This window comes from Demequina silvatica, assembly GCF_000971215.1.
In the GTDB taxonomy this organism is placed as follows: domain Bacteria; phylum Actinomycetota; class Actinomycetes; order Actinomycetales; family Demequinaceae; genus Demequina; species Demequina silvatica.
The window spans coordinates 1-17,345 of the sequence record NZ_BBMA01000010.1; the positions used below are offsets into that span (position 1 = coordinate 1).

At 72.1% G+C, this 17,345-nt stretch carries 15 protein-coding genes; 8 read left to right on the forward strand and 7 right to left on the reverse strand.

Features of this window, described 5'->3' with window-relative positions:
- Nucleotides 1-154: 154 nt before the first annotated feature.
- From AOM05_RS12300 to AOM05_RS12310, 3 genes are read right to left on the reverse strand one after another with little or no spacing between them, the layout of a single operon-like run.
- Nucleotides 155-1,033 carry a hypothetical protein gene (locus AOM05_RS12300; protein ID WP_062522678.1) on the reverse strand — a complete coding sequence of 293 codons (879 nt, stop codon included), beginning with the start codon at nucleotides 1,031-1,033 and terminating at the stop codon, nucleotides 155-157.
- Nucleotides 1,030-4,035 carry a bifunctional [glutamine synthetase] adenylyltransferase/[glutamine synthetase]-adenylyl-L-tyrosine phosphorylase gene (locus AOM05_RS12305; protein WP_082097514.1) on the reverse strand — a complete coding sequence of 1,002 codons (3,006 nt, stop codon included), beginning with the start codon at nucleotides 4,033-4,035 and terminating at the stop codon, nucleotides 1,030-1,032. The genes AOM05_RS12300 and AOM05_RS12305 overlap by 4 nt, the downstream gene beginning before the upstream one ends.
- Before the next feature lie 10 nt (nucleotides 4,036-4,045).
- Complete coding sequence (locus AOM05_RS12310; protein WP_062289943.1) at nucleotides 4,046-5,380, reverse strand: glutamine synthetase family protein; 1,335 nt, start codon at nucleotides 5,378-5,380, stop codon at nucleotides 4,046-4,048.
- A 74-nt stretch (nucleotides 5,381-5,454) separates the two neighbouring features.
- Between AOM05_RS12310 and AOM05_RS12315 the strand changes: the two genes are divergently transcribed.
- The 4 genes from AOM05_RS12315 to AOM05_RS12330 all read left to right on the forward strand — a co-directional run bounded on the left by AOM05_RS12315 (nucleotide 5,455) and on the right by AOM05_RS12330 (nucleotide 9,482).
- Nucleotides 5,455-7,113 carry an NAD+ synthase gene (locus AOM05_RS12315; protein WP_062522680.1) on the forward strand — a complete coding sequence of 553 codons (1,659 nt, stop codon included), beginning with the start codon at nucleotides 5,455-5,457 and terminating at the stop codon, nucleotides 7,111-7,113.
- Nucleotides 7,114-7,349: 236 nt separating this feature from the next.
- Nucleotides 7,350-8,156 (forward strand): 3-methyl-2-oxobutanoate hydroxymethyltransferase, encoded by an 807-nt coding sequence (gene panB / locus AOM05_RS12320; RefSeq protein WP_062289648.1) that lies wholly within the window; start codon nucleotides 7,350-7,352, stop codon nucleotides 8,154-8,156.
- 2 nt (nucleotides 8,157-8,158) lie between these two features.
- Nucleotides 8,159-9,010: an NAD-dependent epimerase/dehydratase family protein gene (locus AOM05_RS12325; RefSeq protein WP_228373298.1), complete on the forward strand. Its 852-nt coding sequence runs from the start codon at nucleotides 8,159-8,161 to the stop codon at nucleotides 9,008-9,010.
- Nucleotides 9,011-9,020: 10 nt separating this feature from the next.
- Nucleotides 9,021-9,482, forward strand: coding sequence for a hypothetical protein (locus AOM05_RS12330; protein ID WP_156165176.1), 462 nt, complete (start codon nucleotides 9,021-9,023; stop codon nucleotides 9,480-9,482).
- Here the strand turns inward: AOM05_RS12330 and AOM05_RS12335 are convergent.
- Complete coding sequence (locus tag AOM05_RS12335; protein WP_062522684.1) at nucleotides 9,479-9,679, reverse strand: hypothetical protein; 201 nt, start codon at nucleotides 9,677-9,679, stop codon at nucleotides 9,479-9,481. The genes AOM05_RS12330 and AOM05_RS12335 overlap by 4 nt on opposite strands.
- 31 nt (nucleotides 9,680-9,710) lie before the next feature.
- On the opposite strand from AOM05_RS12335, the gene map reads away from it, so the two are divergent.
- The 3 genes from map to AOM05_RS12350 are packed head-to-tail and all read left to right on the forward strand — an operon-like array spanning nucleotide 9,711 to nucleotide 12,039.
- On the forward strand, nucleotides 9,711-10,592 hold the full coding sequence (gene map / locus AOM05_RS12340; protein WP_062522686.1) for a type I methionyl aminopeptidase: 882 nt from the start codon (nucleotides 9,711-9,713) through the stop codon (nucleotides 10,590-10,592).
- Nucleotides 10,589-11,416 carry a polyphosphate--glucose phosphotransferase gene (gene ppgK / locus AOM05_RS12345; RefSeq protein ID WP_062522687.1) on the forward strand — a complete coding sequence of 276 codons (828 nt, stop codon included), beginning with the start codon at nucleotides 10,589-10,591 and terminating at the stop codon, nucleotides 11,414-11,416. Before map ends, ppgK begins: the two co-directional genes overlap by 4 nt.
- On the forward strand, nucleotides 11,413-12,039 hold the full coding sequence (locus AOM05_RS12350) for a GNAT family N-acetyltransferase (RefSeq protein ID WP_062522690.1): 627 nt from the start codon (nucleotides 11,413-11,415) through the stop codon (nucleotides 12,037-12,039). Before ppgK ends, AOM05_RS12350 begins: the two co-directional genes overlap by 4 nt.
- Nucleotides 12,040-12,061: 22 nt before the next feature.
- Here AOM05_RS12350 and AOM05_RS12355 read toward each other — a convergent pair whose 3' ends face one another.
- Nucleotides 12,062-12,754: a PadR family transcriptional regulator gene (locus AOM05_RS12355; protein WP_156165177.1), complete on the reverse strand. Its 693-nt coding sequence runs from the start codon at nucleotides 12,752-12,754 to the stop codon at nucleotides 12,062-12,064.
- Between the two features lie 285 nt (nucleotides 12,755-13,039).
- Between AOM05_RS12355 and AOM05_RS12360 the strand changes: the two genes are divergently transcribed.
- Entirely contained in the window at nucleotides 13,040-14,854 is a 1,815-nt protein-coding gene (locus AOM05_RS12360) for an AMP-dependent synthetase/ligase (RefSeq protein WP_062522692.1), read from the forward strand.
- Here AOM05_RS12360 and atzF read toward each other — a convergent pair.
- Together atzF and AOM05_RS12370 are read right to left on the reverse strand one after the other, a co-directional pair.
- Entirely contained in the window at nucleotides 14,851-16,545 is a 1,695-nt protein-coding gene (gene atzF, locus AOM05_RS12365) for an allophanate hydrolase (protein WP_062522694.1), read from the reverse strand. The two genes, AOM05_RS12360 and atzF, sit on opposite strands and share 4 nt — an antisense overlap.
- Nucleotides 16,542-17,336, reverse strand: coding sequence for a DeoR/GlpR family DNA-binding transcription regulator (locus AOM05_RS12370; RefSeq protein WP_082097515.1), 795 nt, complete (start codon nucleotides 17,334-17,336; stop codon nucleotides 16,542-16,544). The genes atzF and AOM05_RS12370 overlap by 4 nt, the downstream gene beginning before the upstream one ends.
- Between the last annotated feature and the right edge of the window lie 9 nt (nucleotides 17,337-17,345).

Genomic DNA, 17,345 nt, shown 5'->3' on the forward strand with positions numbered 1-17,345 from the left:
CTACCCGAGCATCCACACACGCCGACGCGAACCCGGCTTCAGAGCCGCCGGGCGAGTCATCGAACAGGTGTGCCGCATCCATGTGACCATCACACCACCGGGGTCTGACATTCAGGACATAAGGGATGGGGAGAACCTCAAACGGGCTGGTAGATCAGCGACCCACGCGCGGCCGCGTGACCCACGCGACCACCAGGAACACCGCCGCGACCGCGGCCCCGACCAGCGCGATCACGCCGAGCCTCTCCGAGAGCGCCGCGACCGTGCCCTCGGTCACGATCCGCAGCAACGCGGTCCCCGCGCTGCCCTCCGCACCACCGGGGAGCGTCGCGACGATCCCGTCGACGCCCCACCACTGCAGCACCAGCCACAGCCCGCCCGCGACCACCGCGACGGCGGCGCCGGCCTTCACCATGAACCAGCGGGTCCGGTGCGTGATCACGAGCCCGAGCACGATCGCCGCGAGGCCGGCCCACAGCCCCCACTGCGCGGCGAGCTCCAGCGCGCGATACCCGGTGCGCACGTCCTCGAAGTCGGCGGCGCTCATCACCTCGATCGGCACGGGGTCGAGCGCGACCTCGGGCGCGCGCTCCCCCACCACCGGGATATCGTCGATGCGGGCGTTGACGTACTGGGACGGATCGATCTCGATCACGAGCGGCGCGGGAGCGCGCACCTCCGCGGTGACCTGGGCGGAGAACTGTGCCCGCGCATCGTCCACCTGGGCGAGCAAGGCGGTGCGGAAGTCGTCCGAACGGGCGGCGTTCTCGATGGCCTCGCGCACCACGTCGTCGAGACCCAGGAAGTCGAGGTCGTAGCCGGCCTCCGCAAGCCCGTCCAGCGCGCCGTCCGCGATCGCCGTGCCGATGGCGTCCACGATCGCCTGGTCCTCCAACGCGCGCTCGGCGATCGCATGGACAGCGGTGCCGTCCTCGACCGCGCGCACCACCACGCCGCTCACCGCCCAAGCGGCGATCAGCGAGGCGCCCGCGAGGATGAGCAGCGCAGAGACCACGGTCCGCAGGGCCCTCATCGCGAGTCCTCCTCCCACCCGAAGAACAGCCGCTCCGTGACGCCACGGGCGCGGCGCGAGTTGCGCGAGTACTTCTCGTCGAGCTGCGAGCCCGTCAGCGACGTGCCCAGGATCTCGGCCAGCACCCCGAGCTCGCGGAGGTCCGCGGGCAGCACGTCCGTGTCCTTCGCATTGCCGCGCAGCGCCAGCGCCCCGCGCAGGTCCGTCGCGAGCACCCACGCGGAACGCAGCATGGTCGCGTCGGGCCGGGCGATGAGGTCAAGGTCCGCCGCCGCGGCCAGCGCGTCGAGCGTCACGGTGGTGCGCAGCTCCGGGTACCGCCGGCCGTGCCGCAGCTGGGTCAGCTGCACCACCCACTCGACGTCGGACAGCCCGCCCGGCCCGAGCTTGAGGTGACGCCTTGGATCGATCCCACGCGGCAGCCGCTCGGCCTCCATGCGCGCCTTGAGCAGGCGCATCTGCTTGAGCGCACCCGCCGGCAGCGCCTCGGGATACCGCACCCCGTCGATCATCTCGACGAACGCCGCCCGCAGGTCCAGGTCCCCCGCGCACGGGCGCGCGCGCAGCAGCGCCTGCGCCTCCCACGGGTCGGACCAGCGCCCGTAGTACTCGCGGCACGAGGCGAGCGAGCGCGCGAGCGGCCCGTTGCGGCCCTCCGGGCGGAGGTCCGCGTCGATCGCGAGCGGCGGCTGCGGCCCCACCTTCTGCAGTAGCGACCGCAGCTCCTGCGCGAGCGCGACAGCGATCGCCTGGCCGTCGGGTGCGTCACCGTCCGCATCCCACACGAACTGCACGTCAGCGTCCGACTGGTACCCCATCTCGAGCCCGCCGTAGCGGCCCATCGCGATGACCGCGAACCTGATGGGCAGCTCGGACAGCCCCCGCGCCTCGCACACCGTGTGACGCGCGATGCGCAACGCCCCCTCGATCAGCATGTCCGCGCTGTGCGACACGGCCAGCGCCGCGCGCGACGCGTTGATCATGCCCAGCACGTCCGCGGCGGCCACGCGCGACAGCTCGCGACGGCGCAGGCCCCGCAGCGCCGTGATCGCCTGCGGCGGGTCGTTGGAGCGGCGCAGCACCGCGTCCGCCTCGCCCCACAGGCGGGCGTAGTCGCGTGGCACCAGGTCCTCGTCGCGGTCGAGCCACGTCACGGCCTCACCGGAGGCGAGCAGCGCCTTCGACACGTACGCAGAAGTCGACAACAGCCGCGCGAGCCGCTCCGCCGCCGTGCCGGAGTCGCGCAGCAGCTTGAGGTACCACTGCGTGCGCGACAGCTGCTCCGACAGCTGGCGGAACGCGAGCAGCCCCGCGTCCGGGTCCGCGCCCTGCGCGAACCAGCCGATCATCGCGGGCATGAGCTGCCGCTGGATCGCGGCGGACCGCGACACCCCCTCCGTGAGCGCCTGGATGTGCCGGTACGCGCCGGCGGGATCCACGTAGCCCACGGCCGCGAGGCGCGCCTTGGCCGCCGCGTCGTCGAGGCTCGCCTCGTCCGCGCTCAGCCGTGCGACCACCGGCAGGATGGGCCGGTAGAACATCTCGAGGTGCATCGCGCGCACGTCGCGCCTGATGTCCGTCCACACCTCGTCCATGTACCCGACCGTCGCGAACCCCGAGGCGCGTGCGAGCACACGCCGCGCCTGGTCGTCCTCGGGCATGAGGTGGGTGCGCGTGAGCTTGCGCAGCTGCAGGCGGTGCTCCCACACGCGCAGCTGGCGGTACGAACGGTCCATCGCCGCGGCCTGCGGGCGCCCCACGTATCCCGCGGCGCGCAGCCGCGCGAGCGCCTCGAGCGTGCCGCGCACCCTGAGCGACTCGTCCGAGCGGCCGTGCACCAGCTGCAGCAGCTGGATGGTGAACTCGACGTCTCGCAGACCGCCGGGCCCCAGCTTGATCTGCCGGCCCGCCTCCGCCGCAGGCACGTGCTGCTCGACGCGGCGGCGCATCGCCTGCGCCGACTCCACGAACCCCGGCCGCTCCACCGCGCTCCACACCAGCGGCCACAGCGCGTCCACGTACGCCGCGCCCACCGCGGGATCGCCGGCGACCGGCCGCGCCTTGAGCAGCGCCTGGAACTCCCACGTCTCGGCCCAGCGGTCGTAGTAGGCACGATGCGAGGCCAGGTTGCGTACGAGCGGCCCGTCACGCCCTTCCGGACGTAGGTTCGGGTCCACCTCCCACAGCGCCGGCTCGACCCCCATGCCGCCGCACGCCTTCGCGGCGGCGACGGCGAGCCGCGTCGCCACCTGGAGCGAGCGCGCGTCCTCGACACCCTCCGCGGGCTCGGCGACGTAGATGACGTCGACGTCGGACACGTAGTTGAGCTCCCGCGCGCCGCACTTGCCCATCGCGATGATCGCGAGCCGGGTCGCGGCATGGTCGGGCTGGTCATGGCGAGCGATCGCAAGGCCCGCCTCCAGCGCCGCCCCGGCGAGGTCCGCGAGCGCGGCGCCCACCGCCGGCATGAGCGTGGGCGGCGCGTCCGTGAACAGGTCCTCCGCCGCCACCCGCAGCAGGGCACGCCGGTAGGCCACCCGCATCGCCGCGATGCCCTCGGCGCCGCCGATGGAGGCGACCGGCGCATCGTGCGTCGGGTCGGCCCCTACCGCCATGAGCAGGACGGCGCGGACGTCCACCACGGAGAACGGCTCGTCCTCCGGCCATTCCGCGAAGTCCGCGATGAACTCGGGGTGGCGGATGAGGAAGTCGCCCAGCGCGAGCGAGCCGCCCAGCAGCACGCCCAGCTTGGCACCCGCGCGCATGGTCGCGAGGCGGCGCAGCGTGTCGAGGTGACCCGCATCGCGCGCCGACTCCACCAGCCGCAGCAGCTGCAGCAGGCCCGCGTCGGGGTCCGGCAGGTACGAGACCAGCGTCGCCGGATCCTCGAGGGTGATCCCGGCCGCGGCCTGGATCTCCTCCACCAGCCCCGCCGCGCGTGCGGGCTCGGATGCGCCCGCACGCCGCAGCAGCGTGGTGAAGGAGACCTCGCGAGCGCTCAACGCGCCTCCCCTAGAGGACGGAGAGGTAGGTGTCGAGCTCGTACGGGGTGACCTGGGCGCGGTACGCCTCCCACTCGGCACGCTTGTTGCGCAGCACGAAGTCGAACACGCGCTCGCCCAGCGTCTCGGCGACCAGCTCCGAGCGCTCCATCTCCGCGATCGCCTCCGCGAGCGACGTGGGCAGCGGCTCGAAGCCCATGGCGCGGCGCTCCGCGTTGGAGAGCTCCCAGACGTCGTCCTCCGCACCCTCGGGCAGCTCGAGACCCTCCTCGATGCCCTTCATGCCCGCGGCGAGCAGCACCGCGAACGCGAGGTACGGGTTCGCGGCGGAGTCCATCGCGCGGTACTCGACGCGCGTCGACTGGCCCTTGCCCGGCTTGTGCAGCGGCACACGCACCAGCGCGGAGCGGTTGTTGGAGCCCCAGCACACGTACGAGGGCGCCTCCGCGCCGCCCCACAGGCGCTTGTAGGAGTTGACGTACTGGTTGGTGATCGCGGTGATCTCCGGCGCGTGACGCAGCAGGCCCGCCATGAACTGGCGCGCGACCAGTGACAGCCCGTGGTCCGCGCCCGCCTCGAAGAACGCGTTGCGGTCGCCCTCGAACAGGCTGAGGTGGGTGTGCATGCCGGAGCCCGGCGACTCGAACAGGGGCTTGGGCATGAAGGAGGCGAACACGCCCTGCTCGAGCGCCACCTCCTTGATGACCGTGCGGAACGTCATGACGTTGTCCGCGGTGGTGAGCGCATCCGCGTAGCGCAGGTCGATCTCGTTCTGGCCCGGGCCCGCCTCATGGTGGCTGAACTCCACCGAGATGCCCATGTTCTCGAGCATGGTGATCGCCTCGCGGCGGAAGTTGTGGGCGGTGCCGCGCGGCACGTTGTCGAAGTAGCCCGCACGGTCCACGGGAACCGGCTGCTGGCCGCGCTCGAACTGCTTGAACAGGTAGAACTCGATCTCGGGGTGCGTGTAGAAGCTGAACCCCTGCGCGGAGGCCTTGTCGAGCGTGCGCTTGAGCACCTGACGCGGGTCCGACAGCGCGGGCTCGCCGTCGGGCGTGAAGATGTCGCAGAACATGCGCGCGGCACCCTGGCGCTCGCCGCGCCACGGCAGGATCTGGAACGTCGCCGGGTCCGGCTTCGCGACCATGTCCGCCTCGTACACGCGCGTGAGGCCCTCGACGGCGGACCCGTCGAAGCCGATGCCCTCCGCGAACGCGTTCTCGAGCTCCGCCGGCGCGATCGCGACCGACTTGAGGATCCCCAGCACGTCGGTGAACCAGAGCCTGATGAAGCGGATGTCACGCTCCTCGACGGTGCGGAGCACGAATTCCTGCTGCTTGTCCATGGCGCCCATCTTGCCCCATCCGTGTGACGAACGTGTGTCCCGTCCACGCGCGCCGCGCGCCCTACCCTTGACCCATGTCCGACCTCCGCATCGCGCTCGCCCAGATCAACACCTGCGTGGGCGACATCGCTGGTAACGCCTCCGTGATCCTGGACCGCTGCCGCGCCGCGCACGCGCTGCGCGCCCACGTGGTCGTGTTCCCCGAGATGACCACCACGGGCTATCCGATCGAGGACCTCGCGCTGCGGGAGAGCTTCCAGCGGGCCGCGGCCCGCTCGGTGGAGGAGATCGCGGCGACGCTCGCCGCGGAGGGCCTGGGCGACCTCACCGTCATCCTCGGCACCCTCGGCGTCTCCAAGGGCGGCCGGCCCTTCAACCAGGCCGTCGTGCTCACGGGCGGCGCCGTCCAGGCCCGCTACAACAAGCACCACCTGCCCAACTACGGCGTCTTCGACGAGCGCCGGATCTTCGCGGCAGGCGAGGACCCGTGCGTGGTGACCGTCGCATCGTCCCGCGTGGGTGTCGCGATCTGCGAGGACATCTGGCAGGACGGCGGCACCGTCGCGCAGCTCACGGGCCGCGACCTGCGCCTGCTGGTGGTCCTCAACGGCTCGCCCTTCGAGGAGGGCAAGGGCCACACGCGCGTCGAGCTCGCGGCGCGGCGCGCCGCCGAGGTGGGCGCGCCCGTGGCCTACGTCAACCTGTGGGGCGGTCAGGACGACCTGGTCTTCGACGGCCACTCGTTCATCGTGTCCGCGACGGGCGAGGTGGTCGCGGCGGCGCCGGGCTTCGCCGACGCGCTCGTGGTGTGGGACGTGCCGCCCGCAGGGGACGATGCGCGGGGCGCCGGGGGTGCGGCCGTCACCGCGATCGCGCCGCACGAGAGCGACGACGAGCAGGCCTACTGGGCCTGCGTCACGGGCCTGCGCGACTACGTGCTCAAGAACGGCTTCCGCTCGGTGATCCTCGGCATGTCCGGCGGCATCGACTCCGCGCTGACCGCCGCGATCGCCGCGGACGCGATCGGCGGGGAGAACGTGGTGGGGGTGGCCATGCCCTCGGAGTTCTCCTCCGACCACTCGAAGGACGACGCTGCGGACCTGGCCAAGCGGATCGGCGCCGACTACCGGGTGGAGCCCATCGCACGCCTGGTCGGGGCCTTCCAGGACCAGCTCGCGCTCACCGGCGTCGCGGAGGAGAACCTGCAGGCGCGCCTGCGCGGCGTCATCCTCATGGGCCTGTCCAACCGCGAGGGCCACCTGGTGATCGCGCCGGGCAACAAGTCCGAGCTCGCGACGGGGTACGCGACCATCTACGACGCGGGGTCGATCGGCGGGTTCGCGCCGCTCAAGGACCTCGACAAGACCCGCGTGTGGGAGCTCGCTCGCTGGCGCAACGCGTACGCCGAGTCGCGCGGCGAGGTCGCTCCCATCCCCGAGAGCTCGATCACCAAGCCGCCGTCGGCAGAGCTGCGCCCCGGCCAGATGGACCAGGACTCGCTGCCGCCCTACGAGCTGCTCGACGAGGTCCTCGACGCCTACGTCGAGCACGCCGAGGGCCGCGAGGAGCTGCTCGCGCGCGGCTTCGACCCCGCCGTGGTCGACAAGGTGCTCTCCCTGGTGGATCGCGCCGAATGGAAGCGCCGCCAGTACCCGCCGGGCCCCAAGGTGACCGCCCTCGCATTCGGCCGCGACCGCCGCCTCCCCATCACGTCACGGTGGCGCGAGGTGTAGGCAGGACCCCACCGCGCGCACCGTGGTGCGGTCCTGGTGCGGACGCTCCCGCTTTTTATGCACGAAGCAGCAGGGGTCGGCGACCGTCCAGCGGGCGTGCGGCTTCCTGCATAAAAGGCGAGAGCGCGCCGCCACCACCCACCAGCAAAGCCCCCGCACCGCGGCCCGGACCCGACCCCCGCGAACGGTGAGCGGCCAGGCACGCCGCGGGTCCCGCATCGTGAGAAGGTGAAGCCATGACTCGCAAGAAGGTCCGGATCCACCACTTCAAGGAGATGAAGCAGCGCGGCGAGAAGATCGCCATGCTCACCGCCTACGACTTCCCCACCGCGCGCGCGTTCGACGCCGGCGGCGCGGACATGCTGCTGGTCGGCGACTCCCTGGGCGACAACATGCTCGGCATGGAGTCCACCGTCCCGCTCACGCTGGACGAGATGATCCCGTTCGCCCGCGCCGTCGCGCGCGGCGCCGAGCACGCCTTCGTGGTCGCGGACCTCCCGTTCGGGTCCTACGAGGTCTCCCCCGAGCAGGCCGTCGAGTCCTCGATCCGCATGATGAAGCTCTCCGGCGCGCAGGCCATCAAGTTCGAGGGCGGCCGCCGCATCGCCCGCCAGGTCAAGGCGGTCACGGACGCGGGCATCCCGTTCTGCGGCCACCTGGGCTTCACCCCTCAGAGCGAGAACGCGCTCGGCGGCCGCCGCATCCAGGGCCGCGGCGAGCACGGCATCGAGGAGCTGGTCGCGGACGCGCTCGCCCTCCAGGAGGCCGGCGCGTTCGCGGTGGTGCTCGAGATGGTCATCGCGCCCGCCGCGAAGGCGGTGACGGAGGCGCTCGACATCCCCACCATCGGAATCGGCGCCGGCCCCGATACGGACGGCCAGGTGCTCGTCTGGCTCGACATGGCCGGCGTCGGCGAGTGGCACCCGCGGTTCTCCAAGCAGTTCGGCGCCGTGGGCCAGGCGATGATCGACGCCTCCGCCGCCTACGTCGACGAGGTCAAGGCGGTCACCTTCCCGGCCGCCGAGCACACGTTCGAGAGCTGACCGTGGCCTCCATCATCGTCACCGGATCCGAGGGCAAGCTCGGCCGCCACGTGGTCGCGCGCCTGCTCGGGGACGGCCACCAGGTCCATCGCCTGGACGCCAAGCCCATCGCCCCCGCGATGGACTACACGCGCATCGACCTCGCCGACGCGGGCCAGGCCATGGACGCGATGTTCGGCGTCCAGGACCGCTACGGCAGCGTCGACGCCGTGGTCCACCTCGCGGCGATCCCGGCTCCGGGCCAGATGACGGACACCGCGACGTTCCAGAACAACATGCTCGCGACGTTCAACGTCTTCCAGGGCGCGCGCCGCGCCGGCATCACGAACGTCGTCTACGCCTCATCCGAGACGGTCCTGGGCCTTCCCTTCGAGACTCGCCCGCCGTACATCCCGGTCGATGAGGAGTACGACGCCCGCCCCGAGTCCAACTACTCCCTGGTCAAGCACCTCGAGGAGCAGATGGCGATCCAGCTCTGCCGCTGGGACCCCGCGCTCAAGATCATCGCGCTGCGCTTCTCCAACGTCATGGACGTCGACGACTACGCCGCGTTCCCCGCCTTCGACGCCGACCCGACGCTGCGCCGCTGGAACCTGTGGGGCTACATCGACGGACGCGACGGCGCCCAGGCGGTGGCGCGCGCGCTCGACTACGAGCCGCGCGGCTTCGACCGGTTCATCGTTGCGAACGCCGACACCGTGATGTCGCGGTCCTCCGCCGACCTCGCGGCCGCCGAGTTCCCCGACGTGCCCGTGGTCAAGGAGCTCGGGGAGCACGAGACCCTGCTCGGCATCGACAAGGCTCGCAGGCTCCTCGGCTACGAGCCCCAGCACTCCTGGCGGGAACACGTGTAACGTCCCTGCTATGGGGGACGATGCGGCGGTCACCGGGCGTGGCATGCGCGCCTTCGCGTGGGCGGCGGCGGGAGCCGGTGCGGCGCTCTGGCTGCTGGCGGCGGATGGAGTCCGGGGGTTCTCCGAGGCGAGCGGGCAGGCATGGCTCGGCACGTCGGAGGGCATCGAGGGCGCGATGCCGTGGCTCGTGGCGCTGTTCGCCGCGTTCGGGACGGCGGTGGTCCTCACCGCGGTGACGGCCGGCCGCCGCGCGACCGTGCGCAGCGCGAGAGCCGGGTTTGCGGCCTCGCTGGTCGAGCTCGTCACCGCGATCGTCGCGCTCGCGTGGGACTTCCCCGAGGCTGGGCTCGCCCACCTGGGCTACGTGCTCGCCCTGGTCCTGGTGCTCGTCCACGCAGGCGCGTCGCTGGGGGGCTTTCTGCTCGCCTGGGACGCGCATCGTCCCGTCATCATCGACGCGGGGCAGGACTAGCCGCGGTCGTCCCCCCAGCGGTCGTCGTCCTCCCACGCCTCGTTGCGATGCTTCGCGATCTCGAGCGCGCCCTGCGCCTCCTCGCGCGTGGCGTACGGCCCCATGAGGTGCTCCCAGGAGCTCTGGCGCCCCTTCTCCACCATCTTGGTCTTGGTGTTGTAGAAGTACTCGACCGGGTGGTCGCTCTCGGGTGACATCGGCATCGCCTCCGTGAATAGACTGCCAGGCATGAGCCCCGTACGCGAGAGCATCACCAAGGGCGTCGTGTCCCCCGTCCGTCAGGTCCCCGCCTCGATCGCGCGGCCCGAGTACGTGGGCAAGAAGCGCGCGTCGCTGTGGAGCGGCGGCGACGTCCACAGCGCCGAGACCATCGAGAGGATCCGGATCAGCGCGCGCATCGCCGCGCAGGCGCTCGCGGAGGTCGGCCGGCACGTGGCGCCGGGCGTCACCACCGACGAGCTCGACAGGATCGGGCACGAGTTCGTGCTCGACCACGCCGCCTACCCGTCGACCCTGGGCTACCCCGGTGCCGCCGGCCGCCCCGCGTTCCCCAAGGCGCTGTGCACCTCCGTCAACGAGGTCATCTGCCACGGCATCCCCGACTCGACCGTGATCGAGGAGGGCGACATCGTCAAGGTCGACATCACGGCCTTCAAGGACGGCGTCCACGGCGACAACTGCGGATCCTTCATCGCCGGCGAGGGCTCCGACCAGGCGCAGAAGCTGGTCGCCACCACCCACGAGGCGATGATGCGCGGCATCAAGGCGGCGCAGCCGGGCCGCGAGGTCAACGTGATCGGCCGGGTCATCGAGAAGTACGCCGCGCGCCACGGCTTCGAGTCCGTGCGCAGCTACACCGGCCACGGCGTGGGACCCGCGTTCCACACCGGCCTGGTCATCCCCCACTACGACGCGGCGCCGCACCACAGCGACGTCATCGAGGTGGGCATGGTCTTCACCGTCGAGCCCATGCTGTGCATGGGCTCGGAGGAGAACCACGAGTGGGACGACGGCTGGACCGTGGTCACCGACGACCGCTCGTGGGTCGCGCAGTTCGAGCACACCATCGTCATCACGGAGACCGGACCGGAGGTCCTCACGCTGCCATGAGCAAGAACATCGCCATCGGAGTCGATATCGGCGGCACCGGCATCAAGGCCGCGCCCGTCAACCTCAAGACCGGCCAGTTCACCGAGGACCGGTACCGGATCCCCACGCCGCAGCCCTCGACGCCGGACGCCATCGCGCGCACCGTCGCGAAGGTGATCGCGAAGTTCAACCCGTCCAAGAAGGTGCCCATCGGGGTCGCGTTCCCCGGCGTGGTCCAGCACGGCATCGTCAAGACCGCCGCGAACGTCGACGATTCGTGGATCGGCACGGACCTGCGCGCCATCATCCGCGACTACGCGGGCCACGACGTCCACGTGCTCAACGACGCGGACGCGGCCGGGTTCGGCGAGTACCGGTTCGGCGCCGCGCACGGCCGCCGCGGCTCGATCCTCATGACCACGCTCGGCACCGGGATCGGCACCGCGATGATCGTGGACGGCACGCTGGTGCCCAACCTCGAGCTCGGTCACATCCTGATCGACGGCCACGACGCCGAGGACCGTGCCGCCGAGTCCGCGCGCGACCGCTACGGCTACGACTGGGAGCAGTGGATCGAGCAGCTGCAGAAGTACTACTCCGAGATGGAGCGGCTGCTGTGGCCCGACCTCATCATCGTGGGCGGCGGCGTCTCCAAGTCGCATCACATGTTCCTGCCCAAGCTGCGCCTGCGCGCGCCCATCATCCCCGCGGAGCTGCTCAACGGCGCGGGCATCGTGGGTGCGGCCGCCGCGGCCGCGGTCGAGATGAAGTACGAGCGCGACGAGGCCAAGGCCGCGGAGAGGTCCGCCAAGAAGAAGGCGGCGAAGGAGCACTCCGACGCGTGAGCGCTGACGCCGCCGCGTCGGAGCTCCACGCGACCCCCACCCTGACCCATGCCCTGGTGCGGCTGGAGGCGCTGTCTCCCGCGCATCGTCCCGACCTCGAGGACGCCGTGGGCGACCTGCATACCCTCTGGTACACCCGTATACCCACGCCCGAGGGCATGGGCGCGGAGATCGAGTCCCGGCTCGCGGCGCAGCGCGAGGGCCGGCTGGCGCCGTGGGCGATCGTGTCCGCCGCGACGGGCCGCGCCGTGGGCATGACCACCTACCTCAACCTCGATCCGCAGAACGGGCGCGTCGAGATCGGCAGCACGTGGCTGAGCCGCACCGCCCACGGCACCGGCGTCAATCCCGCCGCGAAGCTGCTGCTCCTGCGGCGCGCGTTCGAGGACCTCGGCTGCGTCGCCGTCGAGTTCCGCACCCACTGGCACAACCACCAGTCCCGCGCCGCGATCGCGCGCCTGGGCGCGCACCAGGACGGCGTGCTGCGTCAGCATCAGCGCTGGCACGACGGCACGCTGCGCGACACGGTCGTGTTCTCGCTCCTTGACCGCGAATGGCCCGCGGCGCGCAACGGCCTCGAGGCGCGGATCGCTCCGCGACTCGAGGCCGGAACCCTCGTCTAGGAGGGACGATGCGGCGGCCGGGTCAGTCCCCGTCCTCCGCGAGCAGGCGGTACAGGTCGCGGCGGGCGGTCGCGACCACCTCGGTCGCCTTCGCCGCCACGTCGGGCCGGTCGTAACGGCGCACGATGTGCGAGACCGCCTCGTGGAGCTCATGCAGCTCGCGACGCAGCGCGATCGCCTGCTCCTTGCGGTCGTCCACCTGGAACAGCGCGTCGAGCTCGCCCGCGTGCTCCGCGGCCCACGCCTCGCCCGAGTCGGTGAGGGACGCGGTCTTGCGCCCGTCGACCATCTCGACGGTGACGAGCCCCTCGTCCTCGAGGACCTGCAGGGTCGGGTAGATCGAGCCGGGGCTCGGGACCCACGCTCCCCCGCTGCGCTCCTCGATCTCCTTGATGAGGTCGTAGCCGTGACGCGGCTGGTCCGCGAGGAGCAGCAGGATCGCGATGCGCACGTCGCCGCGGGGGCGGCCGCCTCGACGCCCGCGTCCGCGGCCGTCGGGTCCGCCGCGCCCGTCGGGGCCGTGGCCGGGACCGCCGTGGCGCCCGCCGCGTCCGCGACCGCGCGGGCCGTCGAAGCCGTCGGGACCCTCGTGATCACCGAAGCCGCCGCGGCGTCGACGCCCGCCGCCCTCGCCGAGTTCGGGGCCGGCCTGGTCGAGGCCGGGGTTCATGCCGCGGAATCCGCGCGGCCCGGGGTGGTGATGCGAGTGCTTCATGACTCGCTCCTCTCTTCAGTCTTATCGTGTGTCACTCACGATATATCGCGATATGTGAGTTGGCAAGCCCACCCGCCCCTCGCTGCGCACGGTCCGGCGCGCGACACGCGGGGCCGACCCGCGCATCGTCCCCTCGCGCACGGGGTGTCGCGCAGCCGACCGTGCCCAGCGAACTCGCCCGCCTCGCGCAGCGAACTCCCCCGCCTCACCTCGAGAACCCGGCGCGCCCGCGTGTCGGGACCTACGCCCCCGTAACTTACGGTCGCGTAGCCTAGAATTGCCACCATGAGCCAGTCCCCCTTCGCTGAGTCGACGACGCCCCAGCTGGTCCACAAGCCCGCCGACTACACCTTCACGTCGCTGCTGCGCGACCGCGTCGCGGAGGACCCCGCGCGCATCTTCGCCGAGTACAAGGACGCCGCCGGCGCCTGGGTGCCGGTGAGCCGCGCGACCTTCCAGGAGGACGTGAGCCGCGCCGCGAAGGGCCTGATCGCGATGGGGATCGCGCCCGCGCAGACCGTGGGCCTGCAGGCCAACACCCGCTACGAGTGGGTGGTGCTCGACTTCGCGATCCAGGCCGCCGGCGCGATCACGGTGCCGGTGTACCCGAGCTCGTCGGCGCACCAGCTCGCGTGGATCCGCGAGGACGCGGAGCTCGCGATGCTGATCGTGGAGGACGATGCGATGGCCGCCGCCGCGCACGACCTCACCCCCGCGCCGCGCATCCTGGTCATCGACGGGGTCGAGGAGCCGGCGCTCGACGTGCTGGCCGAGGCGGGCGCGATGGTCGACGACGCCACCCTGCTGGCCGCGTCCGCGGAGGTGCTCGCCGACGACGTCGCGACCATCGTCTACACCTCCGGCACCACGGGACGCCCCAAGGGGGTCGCGCTCAGCCACCGGGCGTTCGTCGAGCACTCGCTCAACGGCGCCGCGCACTCGGAGTTCGGCACGCTCGCCCACAACGACGCCAGGATCCTGCTGTTCCTGCCGCTCGCGCACGTGCTCGCGCGCCACATCGAGATCCTCGCGTTGGCGTGCGAGGCCGTGATCGGCTTCGCGCCCACGCACAAGACGCTCGCCTCGGACCTCGCCACCTTCAAACCCACGTGGCTCATGGCGGTGCCGCGCGTGCTCGAGACCTTCTACAACGTGGTCGACGAGCGCACGGGCGGCGGCATCAAGCAGAAGCTGTTCCGCTGGAGCGCGTTCGTGGCCCGCAAGGTCGACGAGGCGCGCGTGAAGCGCGGCCGCCACGGGATCGTGTTGAGCGCGCAGCTGGCGATCGCGAACGCCCTGGTGCTGAACAAGGTGCGCGCCGCGCTCGGCGGCAACCTCCGCCACATCGTGTGCGGCGGCGCCCGCCTGGTGCCCCGCGTCTCGCACTTCTACGGCGGCCTGGGCATCGCGGTGATGGAGGGCTACGGCTCGACCGAGCTCGCCGGCCCCATGACGGTCAACCCGCCCACCGACGTCCGCGTGGGCACGGTCGGCTACCCGTACCCCGGCGGCACCGTGCGCATCGCCGAGGACGGCGAGGTGCTCGCCCAGGGCCCCAACATGTTCGTGGGCTACTGGAAGAACCCGGAGGCGACCGCCGAGGTGGTGACCGACGGCTGGTTCCACACCGGCGACCTCGGCTCGATCGACGCCGACGGCTTCCTCTCGATCACCGGGCGCAAGAAGGAGATCCTGGTGACCGCGGGCGGCAAGAACGTCCAGCCCGCGAGCCTCGAGGACGCCATCCGGCCGTACGCCCTCATCCAGGAGGTCGTGGTGGTGGGCGACGGCAAGCCGTTCATCGGCGCGCTGCTGTCCCTCGACGAGACGATGCTCCCCGGCTGGCTCAAGTCCAAGGGCCTGCCGTCCATGACCGCGGCCGAGGCCGCGCAGCACGCGACCGTACGCGAGCACATCCAGCACATCATCGACCAGGCGAACCTGCTGGTCTCACGTGCCGAGGCGATCCGCGAGTGGCGCGTCCTCCCCCGCGAGCTCTCCGAGAAGTACGAGGAGATGTCCGCCTCCCTCAAGGTGCGCCGCAAGCAGGTCGAGGCGCACTTCGCCGACGTGATCGACGGGATCTACGCGAAGGCCTAGGGGGCGACGAGCTCGAGCCAGTCATCCGTCGCGCCCACCGCGTCCGCGATGTCGAGCGCGCCGGGCTCGCACGTGAAACCGAGCACCCGCTCCCCCGTGTCGAGCTCGATCGACCCGATCGCCATGGGCCACACGAGGTCCACGGCGAACGCGGCGAAGGCGGCGGGCGGGAGCGCCCAACGTTCGCCGACGATGCCGCGTCCGCCCTCGGGCGTGCGCCACACGCCGGGCTTCGGCGGCACGGTGTCGAGCCGGGCCATCGCGTACGCCTCGGCGGTCCGCACCCGGCCGAGCAGCCGCGCCCCCCGATCCGTCAGCTGGTGGTTGAGCGGCTGACGCGACCGATGCGCCCCGAAGACCACCACGTCCACGGACGGCGCACCCCACCGGTGGTCGACGGGAACGGCGTCCGCCAGTCCGGCACGGGATGCGAGGTCGGCCAGGACGTGGTCCGCGAACGCCGGACCGATCAGCGTGACTCCGGCGGGTGCGTGCGCCGCGGGGGGCGCCGGAACCGCCAGCGCGCTCATGTCCAGCAGGTTGACGAAGTTGGTGAAGGTGCCGAGCCGCGCGTTGACGCCGACCGGATCGGCCTCCACCGCCGCGATGGTCGGGTGCTCCGGCACCGACGGCACCACGATCGCGTCGACCGCGCCCCAGAGCCGTCCGGCCTCGGCGCGGGCGACCACCAGCGCCTGCTGGTCGCGCACCAGGTCGACCGCACGGAAGCCCGCGGCGGGTGCGACGATGCGCGCGACGGTGGGATCCGCCCGCTCGCCGAGCTGGTCGAGCGCCTCGCCGAACGCTGCCGCACGCTCCGCGAGGAGCGCGCCCTCGTACAGCAGGCGCGCGGTGGCGAGCAGCGGCTCGACGTCGATCTCGACGGTCTCGATCCCGGCGTCCTCGAGCGCGCCGACCGACGCCCGGTAGGCCTCGGCCCACCGCGCATCGCATCGCCCGAGCACCGCGTCGGAGACGCGCCCGACGCGGCGGAGCCGTGCCGTCAGCGCGAACTCGGCGGGCCAGGGGCGCGCGGCTCCGCGGCCGGATGCGACGTCCATCGCTGCCGATGCCAGGGCGAGCGATCGCGCGAAGATCGACGCGGTGTCGTAGCTGGGACTCGCGGGGAACACGCCGTGTGCGGAGAGCAGGCCGAGCGTGGGCTTCACGCCGACGATCCCGTTGAGGGCGGCGGGCACGCGGCCCGACCCGGCGGTGTCGGTGCCGATCCCGAGGTCGACGATCCCGAGCGCTACGGCGACCGCCGATCCGGAGCTCGAGCCACCCGATACGAGCGACGCGTCGTGGGCCGCCGACGGGATGCCGTAGGGCGTGCGTGTCCCCACCAGCCCGGTGGCGAACTGGTCGAGCGTGGTCTTGCCGATGACCACGGCACCGGCCTCCTCGAGCGCCGCCACCGCCGGGGCGCTGAGGTCCGGGCGACGGAGGGGCACGGGCGCGCCCGCGGTGGAAGGCATGCCCGCCACGTCGATGTTGTCCTTCACCGCGACGGTGAGCCCCGCCAGCGGCAGATGCTCGCCCTGCGCCACGCGCGCGTCGATGGCGCGCGCGGCGGCGTGCGCGTCATGCGGCTCGGCGAGGTGGATCCAGAGCTCGGGCCGGTCCACCTGGTCGATTCGGGCGAACGCGCGCGCGACGGCGTCCGTGGCGGACGGTCGGCGCGCGCTCACCCCGACGCCTCGTCCGGTGCGACGGCGATGACGGTGACCCCGGCCTCCTCGAGCGCCACGGCCGCGGGGTGCGCCGCGGGCGCGTCGGTGACCACGGTCGCCACGCGGTGGAGGTCGGTCACGGGTGCGAACGAGACGGTGCCGAGGTGGCGCTCCTCGGCGAGCACGACCACGTGGTCGGAGCTCTCGACGATCGCCGCCTTGAGCCTCGCGTCGTCCTCGCTGTAGTCGGACACGGTCGCCGGGGACGCGCTGATGCCCGCGACGCTGACGATGGCGATGTCCCAGCGGTGACGCCGGAAGAACTGCTCGGTGCGCGAGCCGTAGAAGCTGAGCTCCCCCTGCTTGAGCTCGCCGCCGGGCACCAGCACCCGGGTGTCGGGGTGCTGGCCCAGGACCTCGAGCACCTGCACGCTGGTCGGCGCGACGAGCGCCTGAAGCCCCCTGTCCCGCATCTCGCACGCGACGAAGTAGGCCTTGGTGCCGAAGTCGATCGCGACGTTCGCACCGCGCGGCACCAGGTCGACGACCGCGCGCGCCATCGCGCGCTTGTGCTCGACGTTGGTGCGCAGCCGCATCGCGAAGGGCGGCTCGAAGCTGCGCCCGGCGGCGAGGAGCGCCCCGCCATGGACGCGCCGGATGATGCCCTGGCCGTCGAGGTGCTCGAGGTCCCGCCTGATGGTGAGCTCGGTGACGCCGAGCTCGGAGCTCAGCACCGCGTTCTCCAGGCGACCCCGCTCCTCGAGCAGCTCCACGATCCGCTGCAATCGCATGTCCCTCTTGGCGCTCACGATGCCCCC

Bases quoted from the DNA above. Each gene is read 5' to 3' on its own strand.
- AOM05_RS12300 (WP_062522678.1), bottom strand. From the start codon at position 1,033: ATGAGGGCCCTGCGGACCGTGGTCTCTGCGCTGCTCATCCTCGCGGGC.
- AOM05_RS12310 (WP_062289943.1), bottom strand. From the start codon at position 5,380: ATGGACAAGCAGCAGGAATTCGTGCTCCGCACCGTCGAGGAGCGTGAC.
- AOM05_RS12315 (WP_062522680.1), top strand. From the start codon at position 5,455: ATGTCCGACCTCCGCATCGCGCTCGCCCAGATCAACACCTGCGTGGGC.
- panB (WP_062289648.1), top strand. From the start codon at position 7,350: ATGACTCGCAAGAAGGTCCGGATCCACCACTTCAAGGAGATGAAGCAG.
- AOM05_RS12330 (WP_156165176.1), top strand. From the start codon at position 9,021: ATGGGGGACGATGCGGCGGTCACCGGGCGTGGCATGCGCGCCTTCGCG.
- AOM05_RS12335 (WP_062522684.1), bottom strand. From the start codon at position 9,679: ATGTCACCCGAGAGCGACCACCCGGTCGAGTACTTCTACAACACCAAG.
- map (WP_062522686.1), top strand. From the start codon at position 9,711: ATGAGCCCCGTACGCGAGAGCATCACCAAGGGCGTCGTGTCCCCCGTC.
- ppgK (WP_062522687.1), top strand. From the start codon at position 10,589: ATGAGCAAGAACATCGCCATCGGAGTCGATATCGGCGGCACCGGCATC.
- AOM05_RS12355 (WP_156165177.1), bottom strand. From the start codon at position 12,754: ATGAAGCACTCGCATCACCACCCCGGGCCGCGCGGATTCCGCGGCATG.
- AOM05_RS12360 (WP_062522692.1), top strand. From the start codon at position 13,040: ATGAGCCAGTCCCCCTTCGCTGAGTCGACGACGCCCCAGCTGGTCCAC.